General features: G+C 39.7%; 20 protein-coding genes. 1 reads left to right on the top strand and 19 read right to left on the bottom strand.

Annotated elements, in window-relative coordinates:
• Positions 1-57 precede the first annotated feature (57 nt).
• The 8 genes from KD050_RS14435 to KD050_RS14400 form a co-directional block, all read right to left on the bottom strand.
• Positions 58-630 carry a thymidine kinase gene (locus tag KD050_RS14435; protein ID WP_211893033.1) on the bottom strand — a complete coding sequence of 191 codons (573 nt, stop codon included), beginning with the start codon at positions 628-630 and terminating at the stop codon, positions 58-60.
• Between the two features lie 128 nt (positions 631-758).
• Entirely contained in the window at positions 759-986 is a 228-nt protein-coding gene (gene rpmE / locus KD050_RS14430; protein WP_211893032.1) for a 50S ribosomal protein L31, read from the bottom strand.
• A gap of 158 nt (positions 987-1,144) precedes the next feature.
• Positions 1,145-2,428, bottom strand: a complete 1,284-nt coding sequence (gene rho / locus KD050_RS14425) for a transcription termination factor Rho (RefSeq protein WP_090565655.1) — start codon at positions 2,426-2,428, stop codon at positions 1,145-1,147.
• Between the two features lie 518 nt (positions 2,429-2,946).
• A complete protein-coding gene (gene glpX / locus KD050_RS14420) occupies positions 2,947-3,909 on the bottom strand; it encodes a class II fructose-bisphosphatase (RefSeq protein WP_211893031.1) in 963 nt (320 codons plus the stop codon).
• 141 nt (positions 3,910-4,050) lie between these two features.
• Positions 4,051-5,328: a UDP-N-acetylglucosamine 1-carboxyvinyltransferase gene (locus tag KD050_RS14415; RefSeq protein WP_211893030.1), complete on the bottom strand. Its 1,278-nt coding sequence runs from the start codon at positions 5,326-5,328 to the stop codon at positions 4,051-4,053.
• Between the two features lie 19 nt (positions 5,329-5,347).
• A complete protein-coding gene (gene fsa, locus KD050_RS14410; protein WP_090565661.1) occupies positions 5,348-5,995 on the bottom strand; it encodes a fructose-6-phosphate aldolase in 648 nt (215 codons plus the stop codon).
• Between the two features lie 86 nt (positions 5,996-6,081).
• The gene (locus tag KD050_RS14405) at positions 6,082-6,939 is read right to left on the bottom strand and encodes a class II fructose-bisphosphate aldolase (protein ID WP_211893029.1); all 858 of its coding nucleotides are present in this window, start codon (positions 6,937-6,939) and stop codon (positions 6,082-6,084) included.
• Between the two features lie 207 nt (positions 6,940-7,146).
• Entirely contained in the window at positions 7,147-7,503 is a 357-nt protein-coding gene (locus tag KD050_RS14400; protein WP_090565666.1) for a response regulator, read from the bottom strand.
• Between the two features lie 156 nt (positions 7,504-7,659).
• Here KD050_RS14400 and KD050_RS14395 point away from each other — a divergent pair, with 156 nt between their 5' ends.
• Positions 7,660-8,178, top strand: a complete 519-nt coding sequence (locus KD050_RS14395; RefSeq protein WP_211893028.1) for a DUF2529 family protein — start codon at positions 7,660-7,662, stop codon at positions 8,176-8,178.
• A gap of 594 nt (positions 8,179-8,772) precedes the next feature.
• Here KD050_RS14395 and KD050_RS14390 read toward each other — a convergent pair.
• The 11 genes from KD050_RS14390 to KD050_RS14340 all read right to left on the bottom strand — a co-directional run bounded on the left by KD050_RS14390 (position 8,773) and on the right by KD050_RS14340 (position 23,856).
• Positions 8,773-10,368, bottom strand: coding sequence for a CTP synthase (locus tag KD050_RS14390; protein WP_211893027.1), 1,596 nt, complete (start codon positions 10,366-10,368; stop codon positions 8,773-8,775).
• A gap of 218 nt (positions 10,369-10,586) precedes the next feature.
• Entirely contained in the window at positions 10,587-11,123 is a 537-nt protein-coding gene (gene rpoE / locus KD050_RS14385) for a DNA-directed RNA polymerase subunit delta (RefSeq protein ID WP_211893026.1), read from the bottom strand.
• A 336-nt stretch (positions 11,124-11,459) separates the two neighbouring features.
• Positions 11,460-14,717 carry a fused isobutyryl-CoA mutase/GTPase IcmF gene (gene icmF / locus KD050_RS14380; RefSeq protein ID WP_211893025.1) on the bottom strand — a complete coding sequence of 1,086 codons (3,258 nt, stop codon included), beginning with the start codon at positions 14,715-14,717 and terminating at the stop codon, positions 11,460-11,462.
• Between the two features lie 39 nt (positions 14,718-14,756).
• Positions 14,757-15,374, bottom strand: coding sequence for a TetR/AcrR family transcriptional regulator (locus KD050_RS14375; RefSeq protein ID WP_211893024.1), 618 nt, complete (start codon positions 15,372-15,374; stop codon positions 14,757-14,759).
• A gap of 9 nt (positions 15,375-15,383) precedes the next feature.
• Positions 15,384-16,523: an acyl-CoA dehydrogenase gene (locus tag KD050_RS14370; RefSeq protein WP_211893023.1), complete on the bottom strand. Its 1,140-nt coding sequence runs from the start codon at positions 16,521-16,523 to the stop codon at positions 15,384-15,386.
• Positions 16,524-16,672: 149 nt separating this feature from the next.
• A complete protein-coding gene (locus KD050_RS14365) occupies positions 16,673-17,809 on the bottom strand; it encodes an acyl-CoA dehydrogenase (protein WP_211893022.1) in 1,137 nt (378 codons plus the stop codon).
• A 14-nt stretch (positions 17,810-17,823) separates the two neighbouring features.
• A complete protein-coding gene (locus tag KD050_RS14360) occupies positions 17,824-18,675 on the bottom strand; it encodes a 3-hydroxybutyryl-CoA dehydrogenase (protein ID WP_211893021.1) in 852 nt (283 codons plus the stop codon).
• Positions 18,672-19,880, bottom strand: coding sequence for an acetyl-CoA C-acetyltransferase (locus tag KD050_RS14355; protein ID WP_211893020.1), 1,209 nt, complete (start codon positions 19,878-19,880; stop codon positions 18,672-18,674). Before KD050_RS14355 ends, KD050_RS14360 begins: the two co-directional genes overlap by 4 nt.
• 365 nt (positions 19,881-20,245) lie before the next feature.
• Entirely contained in the window at positions 20,246-22,402 is a 2,157-nt protein-coding gene (locus KD050_RS14350; protein WP_211893019.1) for a (Fe-S)-binding protein, read from the bottom strand.
• Positions 22,403-22,715: 313 nt separating this feature from the next.
• Positions 22,716-23,381, bottom strand: coding sequence for a hypothetical protein (locus KD050_RS14345; protein WP_211893018.1), 666 nt, complete (start codon positions 23,379-23,381; stop codon positions 22,716-22,718).
• A complete protein-coding gene (locus tag KD050_RS14340; RefSeq protein WP_211893017.1) occupies positions 23,374-23,856 on the bottom strand; it encodes an ECF transporter S component in 483 nt (160 codons plus the stop codon). Before KD050_RS14340 ends, KD050_RS14345 begins: the two co-directional genes overlap by 8 nt.
• Between the last annotated feature and the right edge of the window lie 5 nt (positions 23,857-23,861).

Genomic DNA, 23,861 nt, shown 5'->3' with positions numbered 1-23,861 from the left:
CATACTTTCTTTTAAAAATCCACTTCACAGAATTAAGTGAAATGGATTTTAAATATCCTATAGCGGTGGATTGGCGTGGCATTTTCTGCATACTGGATAGTAGGAGTCGTTCCCGCCTATTTGGATTTGTTCACCAGTGTAGACAGGTTTTCCTTGGTCGTCTACACGTAGGTTCATGATTGCTTTTTTGTGACAGAACCAGCAGATGGTTTTCATTTCCTCAATTTTGTCGGCGTAGATTAGCATGTGGCGGCTACCTTCGAAAAGTTCATTTTGGAAGTCATTTTTAAGTCCGAATCCCATTACTGGAATGTCTAATTCATCGACAATTTTCGTTAGTTGTAAGACATGCTCCTTTGATAAGAACTGCACTTCATCGATCAAGACACAGTAAGGTTTTGGAGAAACTGCTTGTACTAATTCAAATAAGTCGGTTTCTTCGTAGATAGCCGTAGCTTTTCTTTTCAATCCAATTCTACTAGAAATATGACCGACCTCGTCACGTGTATCTATTCCTGGTGTGAATATTAATACGGGTTTGTTTTGTTCTTCGTAATTATGAGCAACTTTTAAGATTTCGATTGATTTCCCACTATTCATTGCTCCGTGTTTATAAAATAATTGCGCCATTGTTTGTCTCCTTATGTACTATGTATTTCTTCTATTTATTTATAACATACGCGTACTATTATCGGAAATCATATTTACATTAAAACAAAAATACCTGCAAAGCATGATGCTCTACAGGTACTTCGGTATTAGTTTTCTTGGTCTTCTTTGATTTCTTCTTTAATGCCGTATTTTTTGTTGAAGCGATCCACACGGCCATCAGCTGCTGCGAATTTTTGACGCCCAGTGTAAAATGGGTGACATTCGTTACAGAACTCGACTTTAATATCGTTTTTTACAGAACCAGTTGTGAATGTGTTACCACATGAACATGATACTGTTGCTTCTTTGTAATCGGGATGAATTCCTGCTTTCATCTCTATCTCTCCTCTCGCCCTGAACCATCTGGAACAGAGTTGGTTATGAAACTGATACCTTACACGATCCGATTGTTGTCAATCGCATATGTAGCAGAAATGTGTTATGTTACGTTAAATATAATATCATCTTTAGAAGTCTAATGCAAATGTTTAGTTTACAATGTTACTTTTCCGCTTCGATGTGCTTTCATTTCTACAGCTAGTTGCTCAAAAAATCCTTCGTTTGTTTTTGATTGACGAAGTTTTCTTAAGAAACGTTCTGCGAAGTCAGATGAATCGGAGAATGTCTTACGAATTGCCCAAAGTTTATCCAGTTGTTCTTTAGGAATAAGTAACTCTTCTTTTCTTGTTCCAGAACGACGAATATCAATTGCTGGGAAAATACGACGCTCTGCAAGGCTTCTGTCTAAATGAAGTTCTAAGTTACCAGTTCCTTTAAATTCCTCATAAATAACTTCGTCCATACGAGATCCAGTATCAACTAGTGCAGTAGCAAGAATTGTTAAGCTTCCACCTTCTTCGATATTACGTGCTGCTCCGAAAAATCGTTTTGGACGATGGAATGCTGCTGGGTCAATACCACCTGAAAGTGTACGCCCACTTGGTGGGATAACCAAGTTGTATGCACGAGCTAAACGTGTAATGGAGTCCATCAAAATGATAACATCACGTTTATGTTCAACTAGACGCATGGCTCTTTCAAGTACGAGCTCTGCCACTTTTACGTGGTTTTCTGGAACCTCATCAAATGTAGAGCTGACAACATCTGCTTTAACAGAACGCTCTATATCAGTTACTTCTTCTGGGCGCTCATCTATTAATAAAACAATTAGTTCTGCATTTGGATGATTCGTTGTTATTGCGTTGGCAATTTCCTTAATAAGTAATGTTTTACCAGCTTTCGGTGGTGCCACTATCAATCCACGTTGACCATAACCAACAGGTGCTACCAGATCCATGATACGAGTCGATAGTTTATCAGGAACTGTTTCCAATACGATATGACGATCAGGATATAAAGGTGTTAGCCCTGGAAAATGTACCCTTTCCTTCGCTACTTCTGGGTCTTCCCCGTTAACTAATTCTACATGCAACAGTCCATAATAGCGTTCACTTTCTTTTGGCGGTCGCACTTTCCCGGTTACTTTGTCTCCATTTCGAAGATCAAATCTTCTAATTTGAGAAGCAGAGATATAGATATCCTCTGAGCTAGGTGAGTAGTTAATCGGGCGTAAGAAACCGAAGCCCTCTTGTTGAATAATTTCTAATACGCCTTCCATGAAGAAAAATCCTTCTTGTTCAGCACGAGATTTTAAGATTGCAAAAATAAGTTCTTTCTTTGAAAGTTTACTATATGCGGCTACTTTAAATTTTCGCGCAAGTGCATATAGTTCTTTTAGAGTCATGTTTTCTAACTCATTAATTGTTGTTTGTGTCATATGGGAATGCACCACTCTTTATTATTTTTTATTGTTTTACTAATGTTTGAAATGTTAAAGAAAGAAGTTTTATAAGAGGTTACCCGACGTCCTTGGATTGGTCGCCGGGTAAAACATAAAGGAAAGTTTCTTATTTTATAGATTAAGAAAGTATATACTTATTACTCATCTTCTGTCTAGCTTCAGTGCCTAGCCCCCTCGAGGTCGCTTTAGCTTTGCAAATAAAGGCAAAGAACGCCTTTATTGCAATTCTTCCAGCGCTTGTCGGGGCTTGCATAGGCACTTTCGCATTTCTATACTGTCCAGCTTCAGCGCATAGCCCCTCGAGGTCGCTTTAGTCTTGCGATTCAAGGCAAAGCATGCCTTTATTGCAATTCTTGCTTGTCGGAGATCCACAGGGTGTGGGTCAGTCAGTCGTTGCGACACGATGCCGCAAACTTAGAGTGACTTCCAAAGCATGGGCGCTTTCGCATTTCTATACTGTTCAGCTTCAGACGTTAGCGGCTCGATCGCTTTTCTTATAGAACTAAATTTGGTTTTTTATTTAAGCTGTGACGACCTTCAACAAAACGAACCGTACCGGATTTAGCACGCATAACGATGGAATGCGTTGAACTGAAGGCACCTTTAAATTGTACTCCACGAAGAAGTTCACCATCCGTAACACCTGTTGCTGCAAAAATGGCGTCATCGCCTTTAACTAAGTCTTCCATACGCAAAACTTTGTTTACGTCTAGACCCATTTTGATGCAACGTGCAAGCTCTGCTTCGTCTTGAGGTACCAGTTTCCCTTGGATTTCTCCACCTAAACATTTTAATCCAACGGCAGAGATAACTCCTTCTGGAGCACCGCCCATTCCGAATAAAATATCTACACCAGTATCATCAAACGCTGTATTAATAGCTCCGGCAACATCACCATCTGTGATTAACTTTATACGTGCTCCAGCTGCTCTAATTTCATCAATGATTTTTTGGTGACGAGGGCGACCTAAAATAGTAGCCACAACATCTTCTATGTTTTTATTTTTTGCACGAGCAACTGCTTTTAAATTATCTAACACCGATGCATTAATATCCACTTGGCCTACAGATTCAGGACCAACAGCAAGTTTTTCCATATACATATCTGGAGCATGAAGTAAGTTTCCGCGATCGGCGACTGCAAGTACCGCAAGTGCATTCCAACCACCTGAGGCTACGATATTTGTACCTTCTAAAGGATCTACTGCGATGTCTACATGAGGACCATCCGTTCCAAGACCAAGTTTTTCACCAATATATAACATCGGCGCTTCGTCCATCTCTCCTTCTCCGATTACAACGACGCCTTCCATTGGGATCGTGTCAAAAACTGTACGCATAGCAGTTGTTGCCGCATCATCCGCTTCGTTTTTTAAACCCCGACCCATCCAACGTGCAGATGCGATTGCTGCTGCTTCTGTTACTCGAACCAATTCCATTGATAAACTACGTTCCATTATAATATAAGCCTCCAGTTTTGCATTATCCAAATTCCGAACTGTATTTCTTCCTGTCTCATTGTAGCATATTTGTCAAATTTGATAAGTGACAATTATCCATTAATAGCTCCTAAAAATAAGTCAAACTACCCGTAGAAATTAATCGTTATTTATTTCCACTTCTTTTATTTCTACCCGTCTGATATCCGCTCCAAGCCCTTGAAGCTTATCGACTAAAGAGCTATACCCACGCTCTATATGGAAAATATCTTGGATTTCCGTTTCTCCATCGGCAATTAACCCTGCAATGACAAGCGCTGCACCTGCACGAAGATCACTTGCACGTACGGTAGCAGCTTCTAAGTTTACTGGACCTGTCATGATTGCAGTTCTACCATCTACACGACCGTTTGCATTCATCCGACGTAACTCATCGATTTGTTTGAACCGAGCGGAGTAAATAGTATCCGTAATAACAGAAGTGCCCATTGCTTGAGTCATCAATACAGAAAAGGGCTGTTGTAAATCAGTTGGGAAGCCTGGATATACCAATGTTTTTACATCAACTGGTAATATGTCTTCCACTTTCGGAATTACAATCTTTTCTTCATGTTCTTCCACCTTCACACCCATTTCACGTAGTTTAGCAGTTAATGCCTCTACGTGAAAAGGAATCACATTGTCAATTGTCACGCCATCTCCAGCTACTGCTGCCATGATCATGAATGTACCGGCTTCAATACGATCTGGAATAATTGTGTGCTTTGTACCATGTAATTCTTCCACACCGTCTATTCGGATGACATTTGTTCCAGCACCCTTGATATTCGCACCCATATTAGATAATAAAGTTGCTACGTCAATGATTTCTGGTTCTTTTGCTGCATTTTCAATAATCGTACGACCTTTTGCTTTAACTGCTGCTAACATAATGTTAATAGTAGCACCTACACTTACAACATCTAAATAGATTTTAGCGCCGTTTAAATTTTGTGCACGCAAATAGATAGCACCATGCTCATTGGACACAGATGCACCTAATGCCTCGAAACCTTTAATATGCTGATCGATAGGTCTTGGGCCTAAGTGACATCCGCCAGGTAAACCTATTGCCGCTTTGTTGAATCTTCCAAGCAGGGCACCCATTAAATAGTAAGACGCACGAAGTTTCTTTATGTTGCCATTTGGAAGAGGCATATCCACAACATTTGTCGGATCAATCGTCATTGTTCCATTTTCAAATGTCACTTTTGCTCCAACCTCTTCCAAAATTTCTTTTAACGTCCAAACGTCTAAAATTTCTGGTAAACCTTCAATAGTTACAGGGGAATTCGCCAATAAAGAAGCAGGAATAAGTGCAACTGCACTATTTTTTGCCCCACTTACTTTAATGGTTCCTTGAAGGCGTTGTCCCCCTTTGATTTTATAAACTTCCATACAGTTCTCCTTCGTCTTGTTACTCGCTTTTACGATTGTTCCAATCCGCTAGAAATCCTTCAATTCCCTTGTCTGTTAAAGGATGATTAAATAGTTGTTTTAGTACTTTAATAGGTGTTGTTGAAATATGTGCACCGTTTAACGCTGCATCCGTAATATGTTGTGGATGTCTAATGGATGCTGCAATAATTTCAGTATCAATATTATGAATATCAAAGATTTGTGCAATCTTTGCGATCAATTCCATACCATCATGACCGATGTCATCTAAACGTCCCAAAAATGGTGATACGTATGTTGCCCCAGCACGAGCTGCTAGCAATGCTTGGTTTGCACTGAAAATAAGTGTGACATTCGTTTTAATACCTTCTGAACGGAATACAGAACAAGCTTTAAGACCTTCTGGAGTCATCGGTAGTTTTACAGTAATGTTCGGTGCAATGGCAGCAAGTTCTCTACCTTCTTTAATCATGCCTTCTGCATCTAGCGCAATTACTTCCGCACTTACCGAACCGTCTACTAATGCGGTAATTTCACGAAGACGATCGTGGAATGAAATATTTTCTTTAGCTACTAGCGATGGATTCGTTGTTACTCCTGATAGAATTCCCCAAGCGTGCGCTTCTTTTATTTCGTCAAAATTGGCAGTATCGATAAAAAATTTCATATGAATAATATCCTCCTCATGATGGAAAAACAGGAGAAGGTTCTATTTGAACACTTCTCCCCCGTAGCTATTTTTCTTACTTATTATTAGGCTTTATTTGAACTTCCAAATTCACGCATTTTGCCGATTACTGTTGCTTTAATCGCATCACGTGCCGGTGTCAAATATTTACGCGGATCATATTGCTCTGCATCAGAAGCAAAAAAATCACGAATCGCTTTAGTTGCAGCAATTTGGTTTTCTGTATTTACATTGATCTTCGCAGTTCCTAGTGAAATGGAACGCGTAATATCATGTGTCGGTATACCTGTTCCACCGTGTAAAACAAGTGGAAGATCCGCAAGTTTCGAAATTTCTTCCATTTCTTTGAAGCCTAAGTTTGGTTCACCTTTGTATGGTCCATGAACTGAACCTAAAGCAGGAGCTAAACAGTCGATTGCTGTGCGTTTTACTAGCTCTGCACATTCAGCAGGGTCTGCGTAAATAACTCCATCTGCAATAACATCATCCTCTTGTCCACCAACTGTTCCCAGTTCAGCCTCTACAGATACGTTTCGCGCATGTGCATACTCTACTACTTTAGATGTGGTTTCAACGTTTTCTTCAAACGGATGATGAGAAGCATCAATCATTACAGATGTGAAACCTGCATCAATTGCTTCTTTACACTTTTCGAAGCTAGATCCGTGGTCTAAATGAATTGCCACTGGCACTGAAATTTTATAAGATTCGATTAATCCTTTTACCATATATACGACTGCAACGAAGCCACCCATATATTTTGCTGCACCTTCAGATACCCCTAAAATTACTGGTGATTTTTCTTCCTCAGCTGCTAATAGGATTGCTTGCGTGAACTCTAAATTGTTAATGTTAAATTGCCCTACTGCGTATCCTTCTTTTTTCCCTTTTTCCAGCATTTCTTTCATCGAAACTAAAGCCATTGAAATGGACCTCCTCTATTTGCTTTTGCATTCCAAAATTATATTTATTTCTAGCTGTCTAGCTGCGGACACCAATAGTCTGAAGTAGGAATATTCATGTGTAAAACAAGTTACAGCAGCCCTATGTAGTAACTAAATGGTATCTTCTACTTTCTTCCTACATCATAACAAAAACAGGCGATGTTTTCCACTGCCTGCTGTTCCAACTTATTTCAGGAGGTTATTCACAGAATCTCTTAGTTCAAATACATCAAATGGCTTAGTGAAATAAAGAGAGGCACCTAATCTCTGTGCTTGTTCTATGAAATTCAACTCTCCGTATGCGGTCATCATCATGACCGGGAGATCGCTCCATTGTTCTTTTATTAACTTTAGAATTTGAATTCCATCCATACCTGGGATTTTCATATCGAGTAAAACTCCATCGATTTTGTGCTCATTGATAAGTTCTAAAGCTTCATACCCATTTGCAGCTAAACTGACTTCATATCCTTCTTGTGTAAAAACTTCTTTTAACAGCAACCGTATTCCTAACTGATCATCCACTATTAAAATATGTTTCATCGCATGCAAACTCCTTCTTTATTAATCCCATATTGTATTATACGATATTGGTTGAGGCATTCCCTCTATTTTTATAAAATTTCCCCATTTTTTTCTGTTTAATTACCTAATAAGCTATATGGAGAACTTTACTTTATAATAAATGAGAGGTGAATTATGATGAAAATGTTAACAACGCAACTTTCAGGATTATTACAAAGAATCTCCAGCTCAGAGGAAGAAAATATTGAGGAAACCGCTCGTTTACTTGCGCAAGCTGCTGCTCGAGAAGGAACAGTTTTTTTTGCTACTTTCGGGGAAATGAAAAGTATTTTGGTTAATGCACAGTTTGCAGCAGAGCCCTTCCCATCCATGCAGTCTTGGTCACCCGAAATCGAACTGACAAGTGCAGATCGTGTTTGGATTTTCACTCGTTCCTGTTACGACGAGGAAGCTCTGGCTTTAGCTAAAAAGTTGAGTGAAGAGTTTATTCCTTTTAGTGCTTTAGCAGCAGAACCGATAAGTGATGACAATATGCTAGCCGACCTTGCTTATACATACATTTCCACAAAACTTACTAAAGGGCTACTACCCGCTGAGGATGGAACTCGTATTGTGCTCCCACATGCTTTAGGTGGATTATTTGTTTATGAGGCAGTGAAGATGAAGTTAAACGAAATGCTAATTGGTGAATAATTTAAACAAGAAAGCCTAAAGAAAATTTCTTAAGGCTTTTTTGTTAGGTTTTTTTGGATATTTTTTCTGTTCTGCAAGTATTTACTTGGTAAACGCAAATAATGCTTCTTTTCAATGATATTATTTGTAGGAAATGAATATTATTGATTTCCGTTTCAGGTGGACGCTTTCCGCGGGCAGTCGCTAAACCTCGGGCCTTAGAAATTGCACAGAGCGTTTAATATAAAAACGATTATTACGAAAAGCATAAATTCATTTGGAACTCCCTATCTTTTGTATCCTACTAGCAACTACGTATATACTTTTTGAGTTTAGTAAGTGAGTTTCCCCTCTAGTAGTGGTCAATAGGATGTGCGCCTTACAGCCCACAGGAGCACGAATAATGAGACTTCAAAGGGATGAAGGAACGATAGCGAAACATCCTTAAGGTTCACGCGAACTGTGCGGCAGCGCGCATCCATGTAGAATATACTTAATCTGTTAACTAAATAAAAAAAAGAAGGATTGCTCATGCTAAATCTCATGAGTAATCCTCTTTTACGTTCAATACTTGCTTAAATTTCTGGTTTTTCTATATAGTTACTTCCACTTTTCTTATTCACCAACGGATGCTTTGATGAAGTCGCGGAACAACGGTTGTGGACGTTGTGGACGTGACACAAATTCCGGGTGGAACTGAGAAGCTACGAAGAATGGGTGATCTGGTAGTTCGATGATTTCGATTAGGCGACCATCTGGGCTTGTACCAGAGAACACAAATCCTGCTGCTTCAAATTGCTCACGGTACTCGTTGTTAAACTCATAACGGTGACGGTGACGTTCGTACACAAGTTCTTCTCCGTATGCTTGATGAGCTTTTGAACCTGGTGTTAACTTACATGGATATAATCCTAAACGAAGTGTTCCACCAAGGTCTTCTACATCTTTTTGCTCTGGCAATAAATCGATAATTGCGTGTTGTGTAGTTGGGTCTAACTCTGTAGAATGTGCTCCTTGAAGTTCAAGAATAGAACGCGCAAATTCAACTGTTGCCAATTGCATACCTAAACAAATGCCTAAGAATGGAACATTGTTTTCGCGTGCAAATTTAGTAGCGGCAATTTTCCCTTCTACTCCACGATCTCCAAATCCACCAGGAACAAGGATACCATCTACATCAGCAAGGATTTCTGCAACGTTTGCATCATTCACTTCTTCGGCATTTACCCATTTCACTTCTACGTCTGCATCAAATTTGTAGCCCGCATGTTTCATCGCTTCTACAACAGAAATGTATGCATCTTGAAGTTCTACGTATTTACCAACTAAACCAATACGAACTTTTTTCGATAATGATTTTACTTGATCTACTAAGCTGATCCAGTCGGTCATATCCGCTTCAGGCGCTTGAAGTTTGAAATGATCCACTACAATTTGGTCCAAATGCTGCGCTTGTAAATTCAATGGAATTTCATATAAAGAATCCGCATCGATACATTCAATTACTTCTTCTGGTTTAATATCACAGAACAGCCCGATTTTATCTTTCATATCTTGAGGAACTGGCATTTCCGAACGAAGCACAATAACGTTTGGTTGAATACCTAGGCTACGCAATTCTTTAACACTATGTTGTGTTGGTTTTGTTTTCATTTCTCCCGCAGCTTTAATGAATGGTACTAAAGTACAGTGAATATACATTACGTTATCGCTACCAACATCACGTTTCATTTGACGGATTGTCTCTAGGAATGGAAGAGATTCGATATCTCCTACGGTTCCACCGATTTCCGTAATAACGATATCTGCATGTGTTTCTTTTGCAGCTAAAAATAAGCGATCTTTGATTTCATTTGTAATATGTGGAATTACCTGTACTGTCCCACCATTATAATCTCCACGACGCTCTTTTCTTAGAACAGATGAGTAGACTTTACCAGTTGTAATATTCGAGTATTTGTTCAAGTTTATGTCGATAAAACGCTCGTAGTGACCTAAATCTAAATCTGTTTCTGCTCCGTCATCTGTTACGAAAACCTCTCCGTGTTGATATGGACTCATTGTTCCAGGATCTAAATTGATGTAAGGATCGAATTTTTGAATCGTTACGTTTAGTCCTCTATTTTTTAATAATCTACCAAGTGATGCAGCAGTAATCCCTTTACCAAGTGAAGATACAACCCCACCAGTAACAAATATAAATTTAGTCATTATGTGTTCCTCCTAATGTAATATCTAGTCCGCACCATATCCGATGGGAACAATTTCTTATTTTAGTATGCGTTAAAACATTCAAATAAATAAGAGTAGAGCAATAACAAAAAACGCTCCGCCTGCTTCTTTGCAGGGGAGCGCATATGCACATGAGTAATGTCTCTTCAAAAAGAGCCCAATAGAATCTTATAGCGTTTAAGAGGATAAGTCAAGAATTATTCTTCGTCTTCCTCGTCTAATTCTTCATCGATTTCAAATTCATCATCGTCTTCATCGATCAAATCTTCTTCAATCACTTCATCAATCTCTTCTCCAACAAATTCGATAACTGGTTCGTCGTCGTCATCATCTTCGTCCTCATCGTCATCTTCTACAAACTCATCGAATTCTTCTTCGAATACGATTTCGTCCTCATCTAAATCTTCTAAATCATCATCTATTACCTTATCTTTCTTTTTACGAACTTTTACAGTAGGAGCTGATTCTTCTTCAATTTGTTCTACTGGATACCATTCTCTAAGGCCCCATTGGTTTTCAGCAATTGCTAAAAAGCGTCCGTCAATATTCATATCGGTATAGAATTGAGGTTTACGGGAAGCCATTTCCTCATCTGTAAGCCCATTATAATGTTGAATCTCATCAAACAAATCTTTTAAAGTTAATGAGTTTTTTTTATCTTCTAAAATCGCAAATGCTAGATCGATTAACGATTCTTCTTGTAATTGTGTTGTTGTCATTTCACGAAATTTCAAATCGTGCACGTCCTTTCTATGTTCGTTTGCATACTTTTCATTATATACACACAAGTATGTTATATGCTACATTCATTTATTCTTTTTGAAAAGAGAAATTTTCCGCCCTACAATTGTAAACAAATAAAAAGATATTAAAAGCAGTGGAATGGAGGCTAGTTGTTTGTTGTATAGAAATAAAGTTAGTAGTAAAAGAATTATTATGACCAAAATGTGAATAGGTTTTTTCATCCAAATTCTCCTTTACTACATACTAGGTATATTATACAAAAAAAAAGGAAAAAAGTGTTCCGATAATGATCGGAACACTAAATTTATTTTCCTTGGATCAACCGTTTACATATTACGACGATATTGTCCCCCAACTTCATACAAAGCATGCGTGATTTGACCAAGACTTGCTTTTTGAACAGTTGTCATTAACTCTTCAAAAATGTTGCCACCAGTAACAGCAACCTGCTTCAAGCGAGCAAGAGCTTCTTCTGTTTCTGCTTCATTTTTTTGCTGGAAGTTTCGAAGATTGGTTATTTGCGTTTCTTTTTCTTCTGTTGTTGCTCGAGCAATTTCCATATTATTAATGTCCTCTTCGGAAGCAGGATTTGGATTTAAATAAGTATTTACACCGATAATTGGTAGCTCACCAGTATGTTTTTTCATCTCGTAGTGCATAGATTCTTCTTGAATTTTACCACGTTGGTATTGCGTTTCCATTGCCCCAAGCACACCACCGCGGTCATTAATACGATCGAATTCGGAAAGTACAGCTTCCTCTACAAGGTCCGTCATTTCTTCTACGATGAAAGCACCTTGCAATGGGTTTTCATTTTTCGATAGACCGTGTTCCTTTGTAATAATCATTTGGATGGCCATTGCACGACGAACTGATTCTTCTGTAGGAGTCGTAATTGCCTCATCATAGGCATTTGTATGAAGCGAGTTACAGTTGTCTTGTAGAGCCATCAATGCTTGTAACGTCGTACGAATATCATTGAAGTCAATTTCTTGAGCGTGCAAGCTTCGTCCTGACGTTTGCACATGGTATTTCAGCTTTTGACTGCGATCATTTGCGCCATATTTATCACGCATTACGACTGCCCAAATACGACGGGCAACGCGGCCAATAACGGTATACTCTGGATCCAATCCATTCGAGAAGAAGAACGATAAATTCGGTGCAAAGTCATCTATATGCATGCCACGGCTTAAATAGTACTCCACATAAGTGAAGCCATTCGCAAGCGTGAATGCTAGCTGTGAAATCGGATTCGCCCCTGCTTCTGCAATATGATAACCCGAGATAGACACAGAATAATAATTTCGTACCTTTTGGTCGATAAAATATTGCTGAATATCTCCCATCATTCGAAGTGCAAATTCTGTAGAGAAAATACATGTATTTTGACCTTGATCCTCTTTCAATATATCTGCTTGAACAGTTCCTCGAACAATCTGTAATGTAGTAGCCTTAACTACTGTAAATTCCTCTACAGTAAGCGTACGTCCCAGTTCTTCTTCCTTTAGACGCACTTGCTGATCAATTGCTGTATTCATGAACATCGCTAAAATAATTGGAGCAGGTCCATTTATCGTCATTGAAACCGAAGTGGAAGGTGCACATAGGTCAAATCCGTCATATAACTTCTTCATATCTTCCAATGTACAAATACTAACACCAGATTCTCCAACTTTTCCGTATATATCTGGACGATGATCTGGATCTTCTCCGTATAACGTCACCGAGTCAAACGCAGTTGATAAGCGTTTCGCATCGTCATCCTTAGATAAATAATGAAAACGTCGATTTGTCCGTTCAGGTGTTCCTTCTCCAGCAAATTGACGTTTTGGATCTTCTCCTTCTCGTTTAAAAGGAAAAACACCTGCCGTATAAGGGAATGATCCTGGTACATTTTCTTTATAAACCCAGCGCAAAATTTCTCCATAGTCTACGAATTTAGGTAACACTATTTTTGGTATTTTAAGTCCCGACAAGCTTACCGTACGAAGAATTGTACGAATCTCTTTATCTCTAATTTTAGTGATAAATTCATCCCCAGCATATGCTTCTTTTAGTGCTGCCCAATTTTCTAATATTCGTTTAGATTCTGCAGTTAGTTCATCTCGAACACCTGTAGCCAATGACTCAAGTGATTGGATTAGGACATCATCCGAAGCTTTTTCCTTCACCTGTTCGATAGCACCTTCTAGCTGGAACAGTCTTCTTGCAAAGCCAACCTGCTCTTCGGACTTGCGATGATACCCACGGACAGCATCTGTAATTTCACGCAAATAGTAGCGGCGATCATTAGGTATGATGACATTCTGCTTTTGCGTTTTCACAAACTGGTCATAGGAAGTCTCCCAAGTGGAACCTGTCTTTTCATTTAATGTAGCAACAAGTGCTGCAAATAATGAATTCGTTCCTTTATCATTAAATTGACTAGCAATGGTTCCATAAACAGGCATCGTATCTAGATCATCATGCCAAAGCTCACGGCTTCGTTGATACTGCTTTTGCACTTGACGAAGTGCATCCTCAGAGCCTTTACGCTCGAATTTATTGATAACGATTAAATCCGCATAATCAATCATGTCAATTTTTTCTAATTGAGAAGGCGCTCCGAACTCGCTGGTCATTACATACATCGACACATCCGATACATTCGCAATTTCCGCATCCCCTTGTCCGATTCCACTTGTCTCTACAATAATCATGTCATATCCAGCAACTCTTACAACGTCTAGGACATCCGCAAGTGCTCCGGATAATTCTGTACGCGACCCTCGTGTAGCTAGGCTTCGCATAAATACACGTTTGTTGAATATTGCGTTCATACGAATGCGGTCACCTAGTAGTGCTCCGCCCGTTTTTTGTTTCGTTGGATCAATAGAAAGAACGGCAATTTTTTTATCTGGAAGCTCTTGTAGAAAGCGGCGAATTAATTCGTCAGTTAATGAACTTTTACCTGCTCCACCAGTACCTGTAATACCTAACACAGGCGTGCCTTTGGATAATTGCTTTGCTTGCTTCAGCATTTGTACAGCTTCTTCGTTATGCGTTTGATGGGCTTCCTCTGCTACCGTGATTAAATGAGCAAGTACTTCCGGATTTTCTGTCGTAACATTAGAAATCTCCTCATTTACACCTTTAGCTTCTGTCGCTACATCACATTCCATTAGGATTTGATTGATCATTCCTTGCAATCCTAATTTTCGACCATCCTCTGGAGAGAAAATGCCGGAAATGCCGTACTCTTGTAGTTCTTTTATTTCTTTCGGAATAATTACTCCGCCGCCTCCGCCAAAAATGCGGATATGTGGTGCACCACGCTCGACGAGTAAGTCTTTCATATATTTAAAATACTCAACATGCCCTCCTTGATAGGAAGATATGGCGATTCCTTGCACATCCTCTTGAATTGCCGCATTTACTACCTCTTCCACAGAGCGATTATGTCCTAAATGGATAACCTCTGCTCCGCTCGCTTGTAAAATGCGACGCATAATATTGATGGATGCATCATGTCCATCAAAAAGACTGGATGCTGTAACGAATCGTACATGATTTTTTGGACGATATACTTCTACCGTAGACATGCTGAATTTCCCCCTTGTTTGTTAGTGAACGTTTTTATATTATTTCATCCCATGGAGTAATAATTCGATTTGTAAATCTGTAAATTGTTCGATATCGTATTCCTTACGCAGCGCCCATCTCCGGAATGCCCACATTTGTCCTTGAACGACTAATGTATGTGCGTAAAGATGTGCTTGCGCCTCCGTTAATTCAAGTTCCCCAGCTTGAATACAGCCAATAATTATTTTATGGAAGATATCAACCATTTCTAATTCTTTTGTTAATACATATTCCAATGCTCCCTTAGGGAGTGACTTAGATTCTTGATACATCACTACGAACTCATCTGACATATCATCGATTACCCCATAGTAGTGACGGATAGCAGTTTTTAAGTCGTCGACAGTCCCATTTTCTGAAGTAATATGTGACAGCCTGTTGTGCACTTCATTGTAAATACTGTCACATACTAAATAGAGAACGTCTTCCTTTGTACGAATATATTCATACAAAGTCCCAATACTAAAGCCTGCTTCTTTTGCAATTTCTCTAGTAGTCGCGCGATGAAACCCTTTTTCTTTAAATAAAGTTACGGCTGCTCTAATCATTTGATCTCGTCTTTTTTCAATAAGACTCTCATCTTTTACCGATGTCTTTACTTCGTGTTTCTTTTCCATAGGCATCGATTACTTAGTTAACATACGAGAAATAACTAATCGTTGAATTTCCTGTGTACCTTCATAAATTTGAGTAATTTTTGCATCACGCATATAGCGTTCTACGGGATAATCTTTCGTATAACCATATCCGCCAAATACTTGAACAGCTTCCGTTGTTACCTTCATCGCAGTATCACCAGCCATTAGTTTTGCCATAGCCGATTCTTTTCCGTATGGAAGGCCATTTGACTCTAACCAAGCAGCTTGATATGTAAGTAAACGAGAAGCTTCTATTGAAGTTGCCATATCTGCAAGCTTGAAGGATACCCCTTGGTTTGCGACTATTGGCTTACCGAACTGAACACGTTCTTTTGCATAATTTACCGATGCGTCTAGTGCTCCTTGTGCGATTCCCACAGCCTGTGCAGCAATTCCGTTACGTCCGCCATCTAATGTTTTCATAGCGATAATGAACCCTTGCCCCTCTTCCCCCAAAAGGTTTTCTTTTGGAATGCGGCAATTATCGAAAATAATTTCAGTAGTTGGAGATGAGCGAATTCCTAATTTTTTCTCTTTTTTACCAACAGAGAAACCTGGGAAGTCTGCTTCTACGATGAATGCACTCGTGCCTTTATGCTTCGATTCAGGATCCGTTACTGCAAAGACAACATATATGTCGGCAATTCCACCGTTAGTAATAAATATTTTAGAACCATTTAATACATAATGGTCGCCATCTAGTTTTGCAGTAGTTTTCATACCACCTGCATCCGAACCTGAGCCTGCTTCTGTTAACCCATAACCACCGATTTTTGTACCTTCTGCCATTGGACGAAGATATTTTTGTTTTTGCTCTTCATTGCCGTATTTGAATATTGGCCAACCCGCAAGTGATGTATGTGCAGATAAAGTTACACCTGTTGAACCACAAACGCGAGACAGCTCTTCTACTGCGATACAATATGCAAGATAATCGGAACCAATTCCGCCGTACTCTTCTGGCCAAGGGATACCCGTTAAACCAAGCTCCGCCATCTTATCGAAAATTTCGCGGTCAAAGCGTTCCTCCTCATCACGTTCAGCAGCTGTTGGCGCAACTTCGTTTTCTGCAAAGTCTCTTACCATTTTACGAATCATTTCATGTTCTTCTGATAGTTGAAAATTCATTGTATTTCCCGCCTTTTTAGTTTGTTGTTTGGTTGTTTTTTGGAGTAGCGCAGTGCCGCTCTCATTTGGTATCGATTTGCTCTCGTATAGCATGCAGTCTCTCTCGGATAGATTCGAATCTCTCTCGTTCAGACATCAAGTTGAAAGTTTTAATGTGTTAAATGTTTTGCAATCACGATGCGCTGGATTTCACTTGTACCTTCGTAAATTTCTGTGATTTTTGCATCACGGAAATAACGTTCTACTGGATAATCCTCTGTGTAGCCGTAACCACCGAATACTTGAACTGCTTCAATCGCTACGTCTACTGCGGTTTTCGAAGCAAATAGTTTAGCCATCGATGCTTCTTTGCCACAAGGAAGTCCTTGTTCACGAAGACTAGCAGCACGATAGACTAGTAATCTAGCAGCTTCTACCGCTGTACCCATGTCAGCTAGTTTGAATCCAACACCTTGGTTCGCTGCGATTGGTTTACCAAATTGCACACGCTCTTTTGCATATCCAACAGCGGCTTCGAAAGCGGCCTCTGCAATACCAAGTGCTTGCGTTGCAATACCAATACGTCCGGTATTTAGGTTAGCCATAGCAATTTTAAAGCCTTCTCCTTCTTCACCAAGTCTGTTTTCTACAGGTATTTTCATATCTTCAAATGTAAGTTCTACGGTTCTAGATCCGTGGAGACCCATTTTTTGTTCATCTTTCCCAACGATAAATCCTAGTGTGTCCTTCTCGACGATAAATGCCGTAATGCCTTTAGAGCCGAGCGAGGGATCAGTCGATGCAAAAACAATATTCACATCTGCTTCTCCACCATTTGTAATAAATACCTTTGATCCGTTTAATACATAGTGATCATCTTTTTTGACAGCCTTTGTTTTCAATGCGCCTGCATCTGATCCAGCAGAGGCTTCTGTTAAGCAAAAGGCCCCTAAATATTCACCAGTTGCAAGCTTCGGAATGTATTTATCTTTTTGTTGCTCTGTACCGAAATATAGTATTGGGTTAGTTCCAACAGAAGTATGAACTGAAAGTATTACCCCTATTACCGCACTCACTTTTGATAATTCGTTAATGGCAATTACATAACTTGTAAAATCCATTGCTGAGCCACCGTACTGTTCAGGTACCGTAATTCCCATTAATCCAAGTTCGCCCATTTTTCGAATGATTTCTCGAGGAAACTCTCCTTGCTCCATTCGTTCAATAAAAGGTTCAATTTCTGTTTTAGCAAAATCCCTGACCATGTTGCGCATCATTAGTTGTTCTTCAGTAAACTTTAGCTCCATCATATATGCCCCTTTTAATCGTAAGTGTAGAAACCTCTACCAGATTTTTTCCCTAACCAGCCAGCTTTTACGTATTTTCTAAGAAGTGGACATGGACGATATTTACTGTCGCCAAATCCTTCATGTAAAATTTCCATAATGTAGAGGCAAGTGTCTAAACCGATAAAATCTGCTAGTTGAAGGGGTCCCATTGGGTGATTCATACCCATTTTCATCACATCATCAATAGCTTCTTTAGATGCAACACCCTCATATAGCGTGTAGATTGCCTCGTTGATCATAGGCATTAAAATGCGGTTAGATACGAATCCAGGAAAGTCATTCACTTCTACTGGTACTTTACTTAGTTTCGTTGTCATTTCTTCAACTGCTGTATATACCTCATCAGATGTAGCGAGTCCACGAATGATTTCCACTAACTTCATAACCGGAACTGGATTCATGAAATGCATACCGATTACTTGCTCTGGACGGTTCGTCGCAGCAGCAATTTCTGTAATTGGTAGCGACGAAGTGTTTGTTGCAAGTATTGTATGAGTAGGTGTAATTTCGTCTAATTGCTTAAAAATAGACTGCTTGATCTCCATGTTTTCTACTGCGGCTTCGATCACAATGTCAACATCGCTTGCATCTTCAATGGTTAGTGACATTGTAATTTTATTTAGCACTGATTGTTTTTCCTCTTCAGTCATTCGACCTTTTTCTACATTGCGAGAAAGATTTTTTGTAATTGTTTGGATTCCACGATCGTAAAATTGTTGTTCACGATCATTTAGTTTTACGTCAAATCCTGCTTGAGCGCATACTTGAGCAATCCCAGAACCCATCTGACCTGCTCCAATTACCATTACTTTTTGGATATTCATGCTTTACTGCCTCCTGTTTTTGGAACTTCAATCATGATGGCATCTCCTTGACCGCCACCCGAACAGATTGCTGCGATACCGGTTCCGCCTCCGCGACGCTTCAATTCATAAGCGAGCGTTAGAATAATACGTGCACCAGATGCCCCGATTGGATGACCAAGTGCAACTGCTCCACCATTTACATTTACTTTATCTTCGTCTAGCCCTGCTAACTGACTGCTTACTAACGCAACAGCTGCAAAAGCTTCATTTATTTCAAATAAATCTATTTCTGCTAATGTTTTACCCGTTTTCTCTAAAATTTTGTCGATCACCAATCCAGGTGTTTGTGGGAATTTTTCAGGTTCAATCGCTACTTCTGCGTGGCCAATAACATATGCAAGTGCTTCTTTCCCAAGTGATTTTGCTTTTTCCTCACTTGTTAAAACAATTGCACAGGCACCATCATTAATACCTGGTGCGTTTCCTGCTGTAATCGTTCCTTCTTTTCCGAATGCTGGCTTTAGAGTAGCTAGTGATTCCAATGAAGTATTACGACGCGGTGATTCGTCGTCTTTCACGATTACTGGTTCACCTTTTCGCTGCGGAATTTCTACCGGGACAATTTCCTCTCCCAAAATCCCATTATCTATAGCCTTTAATGCAAGGTCATGACTTCTAAACGACCAAGCATCTTGTTTTTCACGAGATAATTCAAACGCTTCTGCAGTCGAGTTACCGTATGTCCCCATATGAACATGTTTAGGATGGAATGAGCAGGAAAGTCCGTCATAAACCATTCCGTCGACCATTGTTGCATCTCCCATACGCAAGCCGAACCTACCTTTTGGTAAATAATACGGAGCATTGGACATCGATTCCATTCCACCTGCTACAATAATCTCCTCGTCACCTAGTCGGATCAATTGATCGGCAAGTGTGACACTACGCATTCCAGAGGCACAAACCTTATTGATCGTTTCTGTTTTTACTGACCATGGAATTCCCGCTTTTGTTGCTGCTTGTCGGGAAGGAATTTGACCCTGCCCTGCTTGCAGAACGGTCCCCATAATTACTTCGTCTACTTGCTCCGGATTAATACCTGTGCGGTTTAGTGCTTCTTTGATAGCCACTCCACCAAGGTCTGAGGCAGTTAAAGTACTCAATGCCCCTCCAAATTTACCAAAAGCTGTACGTGCTCCATCCAAAATAACTGTTTTCGTCATGTAGACACCCCTTTTTGTTGTATGCGCTTTCAACTTTTCAAAAATAAAAAACGACTGAACGCTCGCTCGATTTCATTAGTAAGAAAAAAGGGAGTAAAATTTACTCCCTTGATATAAGTGAAACTTCAATCAGTGGCTGGTTCATCCTCCCCTGATTGAGAAACCGAACTCAGGCAAAAAACGCCTTGTTGTGCGGCAATACCTGAGTGACCAACATCCTGTTGGCCCAACCATTCGGGCTTTACTGGCTGTTAACTCCCACTTATGCACCGTTACTTGGAACAAGCCTTGATGTGGGATTACTACTGCCAGTTAAAGCGAGATTAATATTAGTTTACGAAACTATAAGACTATTTGCAATATAATTATTGAACAATCGGCTCAGCATCTTCCTCTTCCACTGGTGGAATAAATTCTCCGAATACCGATTTCTCCAGAAGCTCTGCAATATCGTATGTGCCAACTGTTTCTTCTACTTCTTTCGCTTTTGTTCCATCTGATAGCATTGTTAAGCAGTATGGACAACCCGAGGATATAATAGTTGGGTTTACTTCTAATGCTTGTTCTGTACGAGCTACGTTTACACGATTTCCAACATGCTCTTCCATCCACATTAGTCCGCCACCGGCTCCACAGCACATACCCGTTTCGCGATTACGATCCATCTCTACTAGCTTCACACCTGGAATTGCTTTTAATACTTCACGTGGAGCGTCGTATACATCATTATAGCGTCCTAAGTAACATGAATCATGGAACGTAATCGTTTCTTTCACTGCATATTGTGGTTTCAAACGACCTTCTTGTACTAAATCGTATAGCATTTCAGTATGGTGGAGCACTTCTCCGTTCCATCCAAAGTCACCATATTCATTTTTAAAGATATTATATGCATGTGGGTCGATCGTGACAATCTTCGTTACCCCTGCTTTTTCAAATTCTGAAATATTTGACCCAGCTAACTCTTGGAATAAAAACTCATTTCCTAAGCGGCGTGGTGTGTCTCCAGAGTTCTTTTCTTTATTGCCAAGAATTGCAAATTTCACTCCTGCTTCGTTCATCAAATGGGCAAAGGATAAAGCAATTTTTTGTGAACGGTTGTCGAATGATCCCATCGATCCAACCCAGAATAAATATTCAAACTCTTCTCCTGCTTTTGAAACTTCCTTCACTGTTGGAATGTAAATATCTGGACGTGCATCTCTCCAGTTTTCTTTTTCTTTACGATTAAGTCCCCATGGGTTTCCTTGACGCTCGATATTTGTCATTGCGCGCTGTGCGTCTGGGTTTACTTTCCCTTCTGTCATTACTAGGTAACGGCGAAGGTCGATAATCTTATCTACGTGCTCGTTCATAACTGGACATTGATCTTCACAGTTGCGACAAGTTGTACATGCCCAAATTTCTTCTTCTGTAATTACATCTCCAATTAGAGATGGGCTATAAATGTCCTCGATTATTGCGCCTTCTGCTCCAGCAGCCATCGCAAGCTGGTTTCCTTTTGTTCCTTGGAATGCTAAAGCAGGTACCCAAGGTTTTTTCTTCGTTTCAACTGCTCCAGTGAATGTTAAGTGATCCCGTAATTTCACGATTAGGTCCATTGGAGACAGCATTTTCCCTGTACCAGTTGCGGGACACATATTCGTACAGCGACCACATTCTACACATGCGTAGAAGTCGATCATTTGTGCTTGCGTAAAGTCTTGAATACGACCAACCCCGAACGAAGGCATTTCTTCTTCAGCTTCTGGGTCTTCGTTTTCCTCTTCTTCAAAATTGATCGGACGTAATCTACCAACTTTGTCTAAACGATGGAAGTATACGTTTGCCGGTCCAGTGATTAAGTGGAAATGCTTTGACTGTGGTACATACACTAAGAATGTCAGTAGGAATAATAAATGTGCCCACCACATGATATAAAATACCGTTACTGCAACAACCTCTGGTATCCACCCAAAAATAGCGGCAACCGTAGAAGCGACTGGTTCTGACCAAGTTGCCTCATGACCATGCCAAATCATTGCCATACCGTTACCAACTAAAACGGAAACCATCAACCCTCCGATGAAAATTAATACTAAACCACTTTTCCATCCGCGCTTTAAGCGAACTAACTTTTCAATATAACGACGGTAAAATGCCCAAACGACAGCTACCAAAATTACTAATGTAACAATTTCTTCAAAAAACGTGAACGTTGGATACAATGGTCCAAGTGGTAAATGCGAGTCAGGCGCTAAGCCTTTCCAGATAAAATCGATTGCACTCAGTTGTACAAGTAAGAAACCATAGAAGAACATAACGTGAATTGCTCCACTCTTCTTATCTTTTAATAGTTTCTTTTGACCAAAAACATACACCCAAATTTTGTGAAGTCTTTCCTTCACATTATCTTCAAATTCGACTTTTTTCCCTAGTTTGATGTACGTATATCTAGTTTTCAACAAATATGCGAACAATCCTAAAGCATACAGAACTACTGCTATAAACAGTACCCAGTTTGCGATTAACAATGGATTCATCTTATTTCTCCCCCTCTGAGTTGTAAAATGACATTATGAATAAAATAATACAATAGATTCATAAACTAATATATAAGTAATTCCATATTAAAACTGAATGAGCATTCAGTCAACAGTTATTTATTCGAATAGATGTGAATTTTGTAATTTTTTTACGAATTCTATGTTTTCAGAGGGTAATAATTTATTTGGAAATATCTTCGCGAGACTATTTTTACGCATGGCCGAAAATATACGAGAGAGATTGCACTCTAAATGAGAGAGCTACCAGGTTATGCGATAACGAACACATTTACCAAAATAAAAAGCCATCTCACAATGAGATAGCCTTAAAATATTGTCCAAAATGAAGTATTGCTTCTTTTTCTTTAAAAATATCAACGCCAAGTAGTACCGATGTTGCTGGTCCTGCTGATTTCTCCACATCCCAATCGACTAAATAGCCATCAAACCCTAGTCGTTTGCACTCGCCTTTAATTCCGGTAGATCCAACCGGCCAGACCCGATGCACTAGTCCCATATTTATGGCTTCTCTAATTTTTTTCAAATTAGCGATTTTATCTTCATCCTTAACAACTTCCTCACCGACACTTGGCTTGCCATATGCGTACCAGCGAAATTCATTAAAGCCTTCTTCTTGTTGCTCACCTAGCATTGTCACTGCTATTGCCGACTGTAATGTTTCGATATTTGTCTCACTGCTTCCGGTGATTTCGGGGCATTTCACACCGATTTCGTTAAATAGCTTTTCAATTCCAGTGACATATTTATCCCAGCTTTGGTAGCCTGAAAAGTTATGAACAACAATGGACAATGGAGTTGCACTAGATGCCCATTGTTCGAGCAATGCGACTCTTGCTGCGAAATAGGATACTATTTCGTCTGGAGTTGAAACAACGTCATCCATTTTTTCGCCGATGCCTGCGGAGTTGTCGGTCGTCAATACAAATCCATTTGGCAATAAAACAGCATTACGCATGAGTTTTCACACGCGCGAATACTCTCTCAACTGCTGGAGAGACAATCATAGCAATTGCCGCGTTCAAAATAGTCGCTAATGTGATGCCGGGAAGAGCCGACACAAAAAATGCAGGTGAAATAATCCAGTAAAACGGAAGTGTTGCCAGCACACTATTCGCAAATATAAAGAAAATCCATTTCCAAATGTGATGCCCTGCTTGGTGTAGCTTTGTGTAAACGAATAAAATTACAAACATTTCTATAGCAATAAATATATGCAATGGTCCAAACGGAAACCCTGCATATAAAGAAGACGATAAGTGACCAATTAGCGATGCTGCTCCCGCATAAATCGGAGGCAGAAAGGACGCTGAAATCAGGGCAGGTACCGTATCTAAGGCGGCACTTCCGATCCCGACAGGAATCTTAATGAATGCCCCGATCGTACATAGCGCTGCAAACATTGCTGCGAGTGTTAATAATCGAAGTTTCATACGAC

Origin of the sequence: Psychrobacillus sp. INOP01, from assembly GCF_018140925.1 — a bacterium.
Taxonomy (GTDB): Bacteria; Bacillota; Bacilli; order Bacillales_A; family Planococcaceae; genus Psychrobacillus.
The sequence above is the reverse complement of the archived record's forward strand: the minus strand, read 5'-3'. Positions and strand labels throughout refer to the sequence as shown.